Origin of the sequence: Streptomyces odontomachi, from assembly GCF_024435355.1 — a bacterium.
GTDB lineage: Bacteria > Actinomycetota > Actinomycetes > Streptomycetales > Streptomycetaceae > Streptomyces > Streptomyces odontomachi.
Map to the genome: position 1 here is coordinate 90,353 of NZ_JAMJWG010000003.1, position 12,372 is coordinate 102,724.

General features: G+C 74.1%; 9 protein-coding genes. 6 read left to right on the plus strand and 3 right to left on the minus strand.

The genetic code is table 11. The features are described 5' to 3' along the window. Nucleotides 1-230: 230 nt before the first annotated feature. The 3 genes from NQO67_RS08295 to NQO67_RS08305 all read left to right on the plus strand — a co-directional run bounded on the left by NQO67_RS08295 (nt 231) and on the right by NQO67_RS08305 (nt 5,912). Nucleotides 231-3,014, plus strand: coding sequence for a helicase C-terminal domain-containing protein (locus NQO67_RS08295; RefSeq protein ID WP_255948746.1), 2,784 nt, complete (start codon nt 231-233; stop codon nt 3,012-3,014). A 512-nt stretch (nt 3,015-3,526) separates the two neighbouring features. Continuing rightward, the gene (locus tag NQO67_RS08300; protein ID WP_255948748.1) at nt 3,527-5,176 is read left to right on the plus strand and encodes a DNA repair helicase XPB; all 1,650 of its coding nucleotides are present in this window, start codon (nt 3,527-3,529) and stop codon (nt 5,174-5,176) included. Between the two features lie 475 nt (nt 5,177-5,651). After that, complete coding sequence (locus NQO67_RS08305) at nt 5,652-5,912, plus strand: hypothetical protein (protein ID WP_255948750.1); 261 nt, start codon at nt 5,652-5,654, stop codon at nt 5,910-5,912. Between the two features lie 91 nt (nt 5,913-6,003). Here NQO67_RS08305 and NQO67_RS08310 read toward each other — a convergent pair whose 3' ends face one another. Next, nucleotides 6,004-6,225, minus strand: a complete 222-nt coding sequence (locus NQO67_RS08310; RefSeq protein ID WP_255948752.1) for a hypothetical protein — start codon at nt 6,223-6,225, stop codon at nt 6,004-6,006. A 552-nt stretch (nt 6,226-6,777) separates the two neighbouring features. Between NQO67_RS08310 and NQO67_RS08315 the strand changes: the two genes are divergently transcribed. Further along, nucleotides 6,778-8,892: a HelD family protein gene (locus tag NQO67_RS08315; protein ID WP_255949614.1), complete on the plus strand. Its 2,115-nt coding sequence runs from the start codon at nt 6,778-6,780 to the stop codon at nt 8,890-8,892. A gap of 107 nt (nt 8,893-8,999) precedes the next feature. Here the strand turns inward: NQO67_RS08315 and NQO67_RS08320 are convergent, their stop codons facing one another. Beyond that, nucleotides 9,000-9,692 carry a maleylpyruvate isomerase family mycothiol-dependent enzyme gene (locus tag NQO67_RS08320; protein ID WP_255949615.1) on the minus strand — a complete coding sequence of 231 codons (693 nt, stop codon included), beginning with the start codon at nt 9,690-9,692 and terminating at the stop codon, nt 9,000-9,002. A gap of 177 nt (nt 9,693-9,869) precedes the next feature. Here NQO67_RS08320 and NQO67_RS08325 point away from each other — a divergent pair, with 177 nt between their 5' ends. After that, the gene (locus NQO67_RS08325; RefSeq protein ID WP_255948754.1) at nt 9,870-10,547 is read left to right on the plus strand and encodes an HD domain-containing protein; all 678 of its coding nucleotides are present in this window, start codon (nt 9,870-9,872) and stop codon (nt 10,545-10,547) included. A 273-nt stretch (nt 10,548-10,820) separates the two neighbouring features. After that, on the plus strand, nt 10,821-12,056 hold the full coding sequence (locus NQO67_RS08330) for a Cmx/CmrA family chloramphenicol efflux MFS transporter (RefSeq protein WP_255948756.1): 1,236 nt from the start codon (nt 10,821-10,823) through the stop codon (nt 12,054-12,056). On the opposite strand, the gene NQO67_RS08335 is transcribed toward NQO67_RS08330, so the two are convergent. Further along, a complete protein-coding gene (locus NQO67_RS08335) occupies nt 11,992-12,252 on the minus strand; it encodes a DUF4031 domain-containing protein (protein WP_255948758.1) in 261 nt (86 codons plus the stop codon). The two genes, NQO67_RS08330 and NQO67_RS08335, sit on opposite strands and share 65 nt — an antisense overlap. Nucleotides 12,253-12,372 lie beyond the last annotated feature (120 nt).

Below are 12,372 nucleotides of genomic sequence, written 5' to 3' on the forward strand. Positions count from 1 at the left end.
CCCGGGCGGGGTTTGCGACGTCGCCGCGTCCGTCCTGCCGGTCCTTCGCCTGCCCGCGCGTTTCGGTCCTCGGCCTGCCCGCGCGTGACGTTACCGCGCCGCAGGGTCCCGGCGTCGGGTTCCACGCCGGGTCGGTTCCGGTGCGGCGGGCACGTGCCGCACGGTTTCGGGCCACCCCGATCCCACCGGCACGTCCCGCGATGTCAGCCAGACCCGTTACCGTGAACGAGATGAGCAGCCACGTACACCCGGACGGCGGGGGTGTCGCCCCTCGTTCGCTCGCGGAAGCGCTACGCTCCCGCGCCGACGACGCGCTGGCCGCGCTGCTGCGCGCCCGGCCCGACCTGCTCTCCCCGGTGCCGAGCGACATGACCCAGCTGGCCACCCGCGCGGGCACCCGCGCCTCCGTGGTCCGTGCGCTGAGCCGCCTGGACCGGTTCGCCCTCCAGACCGCCGAGGCCCTGGCGGTGGCCCCCGAGCCCACCCCGTACGACAGCCTGCGCACCCTCATGATCGGCGACGGTACGCAAGGGGACGACCCCGATGCGGCCACCGTCGCCGCCGCGCTCCCCCACGCCCTGGACACCCTTCGCGGGCAGGCCCTGGTCTGGGGCGCGGACGATGCGCTGCGGCTGGTCCGCACCGCACGCGAACTCCTAGCACCGGCACCTCGGCACCCCTCGCCGACCGGGCTGGGACCGACCGTCGCCGAGGCCACCACGGGCATGTCACCCGGGCGGATACAGGAGATCGTGACGGCCGCAGGCCTGCCCACGACGCATGACTCGGTGTCGGCGGTGGCCGCGCTGACGGAGCTGTTCACGGACCGCGCGCGGATGGCGGCGTTGCTGAGCGAGGCGCCGCCCGCCTCGCTCGACGTGCTGTCCCGGCTGGTGTGGGGCCCGCCGTACGGGCAGGTGACCGCCGATCCCGCCGCGCATCTGCGCTGGCTGCTGGACCGCGGTCTGCTGCTGCCCACCTCACCCGGCACCGTCACGTTGCCCCGCGAGGCGGCACTGCACCTGCGCGGCGGCCGGGCGCACCGCGCCGTGCACCCGCTGCCGCCCCCGATCGAGCCCGCGACGCCGCACGACCCGCACACGGTGGACAGCGCCGCGGCCGGGCAGGCGCACGCGGCCATCGGCACCGTCGAGCAGCTGCTGAAGGAGTGGGGCGAGGCGGGTCCGAGCGTGCTGCGCGCGGGCGGGCTGAGCGTGCGCGACCTGAAGCGGGCGGCGGTCACGCTGGACGTTCCCGAGTACCAGCCGCTGCCTTCAGGGGGTGAGCCGTACCCCCTGGCCGCGTTCTGGGTGGAGCTGGCCTATGCGGCGGGGCTGCTGGCGTCGGACGGCGGTCTGGCCGACGGGTCGGACGACCCGGAGGCGACCGGCGGCGCACGCCGGGAGGGTGAGCGGTATGCGCCCACGCCGGCGTACGACGCCTGGTTGGAGCTGCCCGTCGCCGAGCGCTGGGCGGCGCTCGTCTCGGCGTGGCTGACCGCGACCCGCACCGCGGGCCTGGTCGGCGGCCGGGATGGCAAGGACCGCACCCTGTCGGCGCTCGGCCCCGGCCTGGACCGCTCCTCGGCACCGGAGGTGCGGCACCGGGTGCTCACCCTGCTCGCCGAGCTGCCCGAGGGCGCGTCCCCCGACCCGGCCGGGCTGATGGACCGCCTGCAATGGGAGCGCCCCCTGCAAGGCACCACCTCGATCGCCACCTCGCAGCCCGGCCCTCCGCCGCCTCAGCAGTCCGGTCGGCCCCGGTCGGTCGGCCGGGCCCGCCCGACCGGCCGCGCGGCGTCCGCCCCGGCTGCCCCCGAGGCCCCGCCGCCACGCGACGACCTGCGGTCCCGCATCGCCCGGTGGACGCTGGCGGAGGCGGAGCTGATCGGCGTCACAGGCCGCGGCGCCCTGTCGTCGCAAGGCCGGGCCCTGCTCGGCACGGCGCACGCCGGCCCGGACGCGGTCACCGGCCCGGACGCGGTCGCCAGCGCCGCTTCCCGCTCCGGTCCCGGCCCGGCACCGGAGGTCGCCCCCACCCCGGCCGAGCAGGCCGTGCAAGCCGCCCGCGCGGCCCGGCTGCTCACCCCGCTGCTGCCCGAGCCGCTGGACCACATCCTCCTCCAGGCCGACCTCACCGCCGTCGCACCCGGCCCGCTGCTGCGCCCGCTCGCCGACATGCTGGACGTGCTGGCCGACGTCGAGTCGAAGGGCGCGGCCACCGTCTACCGCTTCACGCCCGCGTCGGTGCGCCGTGCGCTGGACGCCGGGCAGTCCACCGCCGATCTGCACGCCTTCCTGGCCAAACACGCGCGCACACCGGTGCCGCAGCCGCTCAGCTACCTCATCGACGACGTGGCCCGCCGGCACGGCCGGCTGCGGGTCGGCGCCGCGTCGGCCTACGTACGGTGCGACGACGACGCCGTGCTCGGCGAGATCCTGGCCGACCGGCGCTCGGCCGCCCTGGGACTGCGCCGCCTCGCCCCCACCGTGCTGGCCTCCCGGGTCGACCCGACCACCCTGCTGGACGGCCTCCGGGTGATGGGTTTCGCACCGGCGGCCGAGTCCGCCGAGGGTGACGTCCTGATCACTCGCGCGCAGGCCCGGCGCACCCCGCCACGCAGGGCACCCGAACCCGTGCCGGAAGGACCTCCGGTGCCCGACGCCACGCTCCTCGGCGCCGCGGTGCGGGCCATCCGGGCCGGTGACGCCGCCTCGACGGCTCCCCGCAAGCCGGTGCAGGACCGGACGGCGCCCGAAGGGGCGGGGCGCGAGACGGGCCCGCCGCGTACCACGTCCGCCGACACCCTGGCCACGATGCAGGCCGCGGTGCTCGCGGGCGAGCGGGTCTGGATCGGTTACGTGAACGCGGAGGGGACGGCGAGCCAGCGGGTGATCGAGCCGATCCGGGTCGAGGGCGGGTTCGTGACCGCCTTCGACCGCACGGCCGAGGAGGTCCGCACCTTCCCCCTGCACCGCATCACGGGGGTGGCGGAGCTGGCGGGCGGCGAATAGGGCCGGTAGGGCCGTTCCGGCCGATAGGGCTGTTCCGGCCGGTAGGGCCGTTCCGGCCGGTAGGGCAGATAGGGCCGCGCATAGCTCAGCTCGGCTGGCGCACCTCAGCCGGCACGCGCCGGCACGCGCTGGCACGCCTCAACGGCGTGGCGTGCGTCGTGCCCGACTCGGACCCGGCGACTCGGGGGCTGCCCTGCTGTGGCCGCGCAGGAATGTTTCGGCCCCACGGCGATGTTCCCGACAGCGACCCTGTGCAGGCCGTCCGGCCCCCGGGATGGCGAGACTTCCCGCTTCCCGGCCGACACCGGGTAAAATCACCTCTTTGGTGTCCTCGCACATCAAAGAGGCCCGTCCAAAAGGCCCGTCAAAGAGGCCCGCGCGCCGGCGCCCCACCGCGCGCAGGCCCCTACCAGCTCAACAGGCCCCACCACGAGGCCGCCGCCCCGAGGTCTCCACCCGAGACCCGCCACCGCCAGCCCACCACGAGGCCCCATGGCCAGCCGGAGGTATGCGTGTCCTGCCTGATCGTCCAGTCGGACAAGACCCTGCTCCTGGAAGTCGACCACGAGCAGGCGGACGCGTGCCGCCGTGCCATCGCCCCGTTCGCCGAGCTGGAGCGGGCCCCCGAGCACATCCACACCTACCGGGTGACCCCCCTCGGCCTGTGGAACGCCCGCGCCGCCGGCCACGACGCCGAGCAGGTCGTGGACGCCCTCGTGCAGTTCTCGCGGTATCCCGTGCCGCACGCCCTGCTGGTCGACATCGCCGAGACGATGGACCGCTACGGCCGTCTCACCCTGAGCAAGGACCCGGCCCACGGTCTCGTCCTGACCACCACCGACCGCCCGGTCCTCGAAGAGGTGCTGCGGTCCAAGCGCGTCAAGCCCCTCGTCGGTGCCCGCATCGACGCCGACAGCGTCGCCGTGCACCCCTCCGAGCGCGGCCAGATCAAGCAGACCCTGCTGAAGCTCGGTTGGCCGGCGGAGGACCTGGCCGGGTACGTGGACGGCGAGGCGCACCCGATCGAGCTGGCGGAGGACGGCTGGGCGCTGCGGCCGTACCAGAAGCAGGCCGTGCAGAACTTCTGGCACGGCGGCTCCGGCGTCGTCGTGCTGCCCTGCGGTGCCGGCAAGACGCTGGTCGGCGCCGGCGCGATGGCGCAGGCCAAGGCGACCACGTTGATCCTGGTCACGAACACGGTCTCGGCCCGCCAGTGGAAGCACGAGCTGGTCGCCCGCACCTCGCTCAGCGCGGACGAGATCGGCGAGTACAGCGGTACGCGGAAGGAGATCCGCCCGATCACCATCGCCACGTACCAGGTGCTCACCACCAAGCGGAAGGGCGTCTACCCGCACCTGGAGCTGCTCGACTCACGCGACTGGGGGCTGATCCTCTACGACGAGGTGCACCTGCTGCCGGCGCCGGTCTTCAAGTTCACCGCCGACCTCCAGGCCCGTCGCCGCCTCGGTCTGACGGCGACGCTGGTCCGTGAGGACGGCCGCGAGTCGGACGTCTTCTCGTTGATCGGGCCGAAGCGGTTCGACGCGCCGTGGAAGGAGATCGAGGCGCAGGGCTACATCGCGCCCGCCGACTGCGTCGAGGTCCGGGTGAACCTCACGGACTCCGAACGCCTCGCCTACGCCACCGCCGAGACCGAGGAGAAGTACCGCTTCTGCGCGACGACCGACAGCAAGCGCAAGGTCACCGAGGCGCTGGTGCGGCAGCACGCGGGCGAGCAGACGCTGGTCATCGGGCAGTACATCGACCAGCTCGACGAACTCGGCGAGCACCTCGACGCGCCGGTCATCAAGGGCGAGACGACCAATGCCCAGCGCGAGAAGCTGTTCGACGCGTTCCGGCAGGGCGAGATCTCCGTGCTCGTCGTCTCCAAGGTGGCCAACTTCTCCATCGACCTGCCGGAGGCGACGGTCGCCATCCAGGTGTCCGGCACGTTCGGCTCCCGCCAGGAGGAGGCGCAGCGCCTTGGGCGGGTGCTGCGGCCCAAGGCGGACGGTCACGAGGCGCGCTTCTACTCCGTGGTGGCGCGCGACACCATCGACCAGGACTTTGCGGCGCATCGCCAGCGGTTTCTGGCGGAACAGGGGTATGCGTACCGCATCGTCGATGCGGATGATCTGCTCACGGGTGAGCTGGAGGCCTGACGTGTTGCTCGCGCAGTTCCCCGCGCCCCTGAAACGTGGGCACTGCGTGCCCGACACCCGGCCCAAGGAGGGGCGCAACGCGCCCACCCCTTAGGGGCGCGGGGAACTGCGCGAGCAACCCACCACCGGCCGGTGGCCCGAACACGACACACACCGCCCCCTTCGGACGGTGACGACCCAACCGTCTCGTCGGGACTGATCGCGCCCACGCGGCGGAGCCGCAGAGTGTCACAGCCCCGCGCCCCTGATAGGTGGACCGGGGGCACCCCGACCCGAACGGAGTCCCGTCGGGCCGGCCCGGCGGGACCGGGCCGAGAGCGTTCGCTCGTACGTGCAGTGCGCCGCACTCCGGCGCACGCAGGTGGCGACCCCCCTACGGTGGATGCCGGTGCGGCCGGTATCCAAGACGTGGTGAAGGGACGGGGTCGGGCTCGTGGACGAGGAAGAGGACCGGCGACTGAGGGAGCTCGCTCCCGTGATCTCGCAGACCACGGTCGCCCTGTTGCGCAAGGTGGTGGGCCTGGAGCCCGCCGAACGCATCCCGCAAGAGGCCCTGTACGTCGCCGATGACGTGCTGGAGAAGTACGGCACCGACGGTCTGCGGCTGCTGGTGATGAGCATGACCGGCTGGGCGGCCGTGGAGATCGAGCGGGACGCCATGCTGAGCGGCCGGACCCATGAGGCGCTCCTCGACGACATCGCCCTGACCTGCCTGGAAGCCAACCCGGACGGGTGAGGCGGCTTCCGGCCGCACTCCTCCCCACGTCCCCGGCGGGACCGGTGGACCGGCGGGACCGGCGAAAGGAACCGCTGCGGACGCTGTCCGCTCAGCGGCGCCGTACGCCCGCCTTCTCCGTCTCCTCCGCGTACTCACCGAGCACGGCGACCTCGAACGCGGTGATCGCGTACACCCTGATCGCACGCAAGGTGTTGCCCAGGCGGTGCGGGTGCACGGTGCCGGTGGCGGCCGTCGCTCCGGGCGGGCCGGAACGGTTCGGCCGCCGTGCCGGCAGCGAAGCCGGAACGTGCGAGAAGCCCGATGCGCTCATGTCTCCAGCATGGTTCCGGTACGGGTCGCGCACATCGGCCCACGGATGTAATCTGCCGAGCTTCCCGCTACGCCCTCGCCCCCGCCCTCGTCCATCCTGAGGTGGACCCCGGCTCTCCCCCCATCACCGAAACACGGGACCACCGGGCCACCGAACCACCCCGCCGCCGGGCCGCCCACCGAACCACCGGGCCACCGGGCCACCGGGCCACCGGGCCACCGGGCCACCGGGCCACCGGGCCACCGGGCCACCGGGCCACCGGGCCACCGGGCCACCGGGCCACCGGGCCACCGAAATAAGCGTTGGCGACCGCCACACCCCGTCGCCTAGACTCCCGCTCTTGCCCGCCTCCCCTGTGGAGCGCCGTCGCCCGGACGGAAACCGGCCGACCACTCGCCGTGCACGTTCCCCGCCGCTCACGCAGTCCGGCGGATCCGGCGCGGCGCACCGTCCGACCGTCCGGAGGCCGCACCCGTGTCCATCCCGCCCGCCGACTCGCCGTCCGGCGCCGCCGTTCCCGCGTCCGCCGCCGTTCCCGAAGACCCCGGCCCGTTGGGTCGGGAGCGTGCTCATCTGGCCGCGTCGCGGGCCGCCCTGCGGGCCATGCGCGAGGACGTGCAGTCCCTGGACATCCGCGACGTGACGGCGAACTGGGTGAACGCGGAGGTGCTCCAGCACCAGATCGACGCCCGTATCAAGGCCCTCGCCGACCTCGCCCACACCCCGCTCTTCTTCGGCCGCCTCGACTACCGCCACGACCCGGGCGCCGAACCGTCCCAGCCGGCCGAGCGGGCCGAGGAACCCTCGTCGGCCACCGCGCTCTACATCGGACGGCGCCACGTCCACGACGCCGTGGGCGACCCGATGGTGATCGACTGGCGTGCGCCGGTCTCGCAGGCGTTCTACCAGGCCTCGAAGAAGAAACCGATGGACGTGGTGCTGCGTCGCCGCTTCGGTTACACCGGCGGTGAGCTGACCGCGTACGAGGACGAGAACCTGATGGACCCGGCGGAGGCGGACCGCACCAGCCGGCTGCTCCAGGAGGAGATCGAGCGGCCGCGTGTCGGTCCGATGCGGGACATCGTGGCGACCATCCAGCCCGAGCAGGACGAGATCGTCCGCTCGGAACTCGCCGGCACGGTGTGCGTGCAGGGCGGTCCCGGCACCGGGAAGACCGCGGTGGGCCTGCACCGGGTGGCGTACCTGCTCTATGCGCACCGGGAGCGGCTGGCCAGGACCGGCACGCTCGTCATCGGCCCGAACGCCTCCTTCCTGCGCTACATCGAGCAGGTGCTGCCCGCGCTGGGCGAGTTGGAGGTGCAGCAGGTGACGGTCGGGGAGCTGGTCGGGCGGCTGGTGGCGGTGCGCGGCGCGGACGAGCCGGCGGCGGCGCTGGTGAAGGGCGACGCGCGGATGGCCCAGGTGCTGCGCCGGGCGCTGCGCGCGCAGGTGACGATGCCGACGGAACCGCTCGTCGTGGTGCGCGGGTCGCGTCGTTGGCGCATCCCGGCGTACGAGTTGGAGGAGATCGCGGGCGAGTTGCTGGCCCGCGACATCCGCTACGGGGCGGCACACGAGGCCTTGCCGCAGCGCATCGCGCACGCCGTGCTGGTCCGCATGGAGCAGGCCGGGGAGGCTCCGGACGACCGGGTGCAGGACGCGGTGGCCCGCAACCCCGCGGTGAAGGCGGCGGTCAAGGCGATCTGGCCCGTGGTGGATCCGGCCAAGCTGGTGTGGCGGCTGCTCTCCGACGCGGACTTCCTCGGCGTCCACGCGGAGGGTCTGCTGACCGCGCAGGAGCAGAAGACGGTGCTGTGGGCGAAGCCGCCGCGGAGCGTGAAGTCGGCGCCGTGGTCGGCGGCCGACGCGGTGTTGATCGACGAGGCGGAAGACCTGATCTCCCGCACGCCCTCGCTCGGGCATGTCGTCCTGGACGAGGCGCAGGACCTGTCGCCGATGCAGTACCGCGCGGTGGGCCGACGTTGCTCCACGGGGTCCGCCACGGTCCTCGGCGACCTGGCGCAGGGCACCACGCCCTGGGCGACCCGGGGGTGGGACGAGGCCCTGCGTCACCTGGGCAAGCAGGACGCGGTGGTGGAGGAGCTGACGGCCGGTTTCCGCGTGCCGCGCGAGGTCATCGCCTACGCGTCGGCCCTGCTCCCCGCCATCGCGCCCGGCCTCGCACCGGTCGCCTCCGTCCGTGAGTCGCCCGGGTCGCTGTCGGTGCGGCACGTGCCGGACGCGGCCGTGGCGCCAGCCGCGACCGCGACCGCAGCCGGAGACGGCGGCGAGGACGGCGGGGCGGCGGTCGCCGCGGTCGTCGCCGCCTGCACCGAGTCGTTGCGGCAGGAGGGCTCCATCGGTCTGATCGCCGCCGACGCCCGGGTCCCCGCCCTGGCCGCCGCGCTCACCGCGGCCGGGCTCACGCACCTGTCTCCCGGTGAGGAGACCACCGAGGCCACCCGCCTGACCCTCGTCCCGGCCTCCCTCGCGAAGGGCCTCGAGTACGACTACGTGGTGCTGGACGAACCCGCCGCCATCGTCGACGGCGAACCCGACGAGCGCACCGGCCTGCGCCGCCTGTACGTGTGCCTGACCCGCGCCGTCTCCGGGCTGACGGTGCTCCACGCGGCACCGTTGCCGGAGCAGCTGGTCCAGCAGGCCTGACAGGGGGCGGCCCACGGGACGGCGGACGCCCGCCCCGTGGACCACCTCCAGGTGGGCCACCTCCAGGTGGGCCTCCTCCAGGTGAGCCACCCCGGCCGGTCCACCCGCTACCCGAAGATCCGCAGCTCGTCCTCCGTCGCCCCCACCAGTTCGTACCGCGTGCCCACCAGCGGCCGACCCGCGTAGAGCCGTACGAGGGTGGCCGCTGCGCCGAGGTAGCGGGCCGGCGGGCCGTCGCCGGAAGGCGTGCCCAACAGCAGCGGCTCGTCCTGGTCGTCGAGGTCGGCGTGCAGCGCGAGGTGCTTCTTCCGGCGGGCCGTCCTGCCGAGCAGGAGCAGGGCGTACGGCAGCCCAGCGCCGCCGTACGCGCCCGGCTCGCCCAGGGCTTCGCGCACGTCCCCGCCGTGCACCCACTCGCCCAACGCCACACCGTCCAGCACGCCACCCGCGCCGGCGATCACCGGGCCGGCGTCCGTCATGCCGCGCTCCACCTCGTCCAGGACGCGTTCGAGCGGCCAGTCGGCGCGCTCGGCGACGTCCTTCGCGTTGGCCTCGGGAGTGAACGCGCCCTTCTCCAACCGGCCGTCCACGACCCGTGTCAGCGCCGCACCGCAGTGCGCGAGCACATCGCGGACGGTCCAGCCGGGGCAGGCGGTACGCAGCGCGAAGTCGGCCTCGTCACGGGAGCGCAGCAGGGGCAGCAGCGCGTCCCGTTCGACCGCCAGCAGCCGGCCGGGCAGTTCGGCGTCCGGGATCTCCGCGATCTCCTGGACCTCCTCGACTTCCTCGACCTCCTCCATTGCCTCGATCGCCTCGGTCTCCTCGGTCTCCTCGGCCGACCCGCCGAACTCGGGCTGCGGGGTGGCGCCCGGTGCCTGCGGTATGTCTCGTTCCTGGCGTTCCTGAGCAGTCATGCCCTCACGCTAGGGGGTGTCCCGGCGAGGCACCTGCCGTATGCGGCGGGCGATAATGGCCGTATGGCCGGTCCGCCCCTGCCCCCGCACCCCGCCCACGACGACCTGCGCGCCCGCTGGCACACCGCCCTGATCGCGGCGCGCGGCGGTGCCGCGGGGCCCGACCCGGCGCCGTACGCCGAGCGGCTGCTGGCCTGCTGGGCCGAGCCGCAGCGCCGGTACCACACCACCGACCACCTTGCGGCGGTCCTGGACCGCATCGACGAGCTGGAGCAGTACGCGGACGACCCCGCCGTGGTCCGGTTGGCCGCGTGGTTCCACGACGCCGTCTACCGCCCGGACCGCTCCGAGAACGAGGAGCGCAGCGCGGCGCTGGCCGAACGCGCGCTGCCCGAGGCGGGCCTGGCGCCCGACGCCACCGCCGAGGTGGCCCGGCTGGTCCGGCTCACCGTCACCCACGACCCGCGGCCCGGCGACACCGACGGCGCCGTGCTGTGCGACGCGGACCTGGCCGTCCTGGCCGGCCGGCCCCGGGCGTACGCCGCATATGTGGCAGCGGTTCGCGCGGAGTACGGCTTCGTTCCCGACGACGCCTTCCGCACCGGGCGCGCCGGCGTACTACGCGAACTGCTCGCACTCCCGGCACTGTTCCGCACTCCCCACGGAGCACGCCACTGGGAGACCCCGGCCCGACACAACCTCACCGCCGAGCTGGCCTCCCTGGAGTCCCCGGAGGTGTGAGCCGTCCCCGGAGGCGTGAGCCGTCCCCGGAGGTGTGAGCCGTCCCCGGAGGTGTGAGCCGTCCCCGGAGGTGTGAGCCGTCCCCGGAGGCGTGAGCAGTCCCGGAGGCGTGAGCAGTCCCGGAGGTGTGAGCCGGCGCGGCGCCCAGGCCCGGGTGCCGAAACGTGAGCCGGCGCACCCCCGAGCCCGGGTACCGGGCGTGGTGATCGTGGGGGGAATGCTTCAGGGAACCACCCCGTTGGCGTTCATATGCCCCGACGTTTCTCCTCTCGCATGCCCCTGGCTGTCTACGTGCTCGGCACGTCCGTCTTCGCGCTGGGGACCAGCGAGTTCATGCTGTCGGGGCTGCTGCCGCCGATCGCCGACGACATGCAGGTGTCGATCCCGCAGGCCGGGCTGCTGATCTCGGCGTTCGCGATCGGCATGGTGGTGGGCGCTCCGCTGCTGGCGGTGGCGACGCTGCGGCTGCCGCGCCGCGCCACCCTGCTCGCCCTGCTGGCGGTCTTCGGCGCCGGCCAGGTCGCGGGGGCGCTCGCGCCCACGTACGGGGTGCTGTTCGCGTCCCGGGTGGTGAGCGCGCTGGCCTGCGCCGGGTTCTGGGCGGTCGGCGCTGCGGTGGCGATCGCGACCGTGCCGGTGACCGCGCGGGCGCGCGCGATGGGCGTGATGATCGGCGGCCTGTCGGTCGCCAACGTCGTCGGGGTGCCGGCGGGCGCCTTCCTCGGTGAGCACCTGGGCTGGCGTGCCGCGTTCTGGGCGGTGGGCGCCGCGTCCGCGCTGGCGCTGGTCGGCATCGCTGCGCTGATCCCGCCGATACCCAGGCCGGCGGAGCTGCCGCGGCTGGGTATCGAGATACGGATCTACCGCGACCGTCAGCTCTGGCTGTCGGTCACCGCCATCGCGCTGTCGGCGGGCTCCGTCATCTGCCTGTTCAGCTATCTCTCGCCGGTACTGACGGAGGTGGCCGGTCTTGACGACGGCTGGGTGCCCACGGTGCTGGCGCTGTTCGGGGTCGGTGCGCTGGTGGGGACGACGGTCGGCGGGCGGATCGCCGACGCGCACCTGTTCGGGGTGATGATCTTCGGCACCACGGTGACCGCGGTGCTGCTGGCCTGCTTCGCGCTCCTGAGCCAGTACGCGGTGGCCGCGGTCGGCCTCTCCCTGCTCCTCGGGTTCTCCGCGTTCTCCACGGCGCCGGCCCTCAACGCCCGGATGTTCAACGTCGCCGGCGCCGCCCCGACCCTGGCCGGCGCCACCACCACGGCCGCCTTCAACGTGGGCAACACCGGCGGCCCCTGGGTCGGCGGCACGATCATCGACGCGGGCTTCGGGTACGCGGCCACGGCCTGGGCGGGCGCCGCCATGGCCGTGGCGTCGACCGTCGCGGTCACCGTCTCCCTGCGCCGGCACCGCGCGGACGCCCGGCGCGGTGCGCAGGACGGCCTCACCGTCGCTTCCGGCGCCGCAACCCCGCAGCCGTCAGCAGCCGTACCACCTCACGGCTACTGACCTGCACGGCACCGGCCCGTATCGCGTCGGTGTACCGGTGCGAGGGCAGGTCGTAGTGGTCGCGCTCGAACGCACGGGCCGGCACGCCCAGCGCCGCCGCGAAGACATGCAGTTCGGCGAAGGACACGTCACTGATCAGGTGCGACCACATACGGCCGTGCCCGGGCCAGGTCGGCGGGTCGATGTAGACGGTCATGAGGGGGCGTTGCGGACAGCGGTCGTGCGGGCCGTCGTGGAGAGGGGTGCGACCGCGCCGTCCACAGGCTGTGGATCGACGGAGCCGGTCGGGCCGGCCGCGCACCGCGGGCCCGTGCGG

Bases quoted from the DNA above. Each gene is read 5' to 3' on its own strand.
- NQO67_RS08335 (WP_255948758.1), bottom strand. From the start codon at position 12,252: ATGACCGTCTACATCGACCCGCCGACCTGGCCCGGGCACGGCCGTATG.
- NQO67_RS08325 (WP_255948754.1), top strand. From the start codon at position 9,870: ATGGCCGGTCCGCCCCTGCCCCCGCACCCCGCCCACGACGACCTGCGC.
- NQO67_RS08295 (WP_255948746.1), top strand. From the start codon at position 231: ATGAGCAGCCACGTACACCCGGACGGCGGGGGTGTCGCCCCTCGTTCG.
- NQO67_RS08330 (WP_255948756.1), top strand. From the start codon at position 10,821: ATGCCCCTGGCTGTCTACGTGCTCGGCACGTCCGTCTTCGCGCTGGGG.
- NQO67_RS08320 (WP_255949615.1), bottom strand. From the start codon at position 9,692: ATGGAGGAGGTCGAGGAAGTCGAGGAGGTCCAGGAGATCGCGGAGATC.
- NQO67_RS08310 (WP_255948752.1), bottom strand. From the start codon at position 6,225: ATGAGCGCATCGGGCTTCTCGCACGTTCCGGCTTCGCTGCCGGCACGG.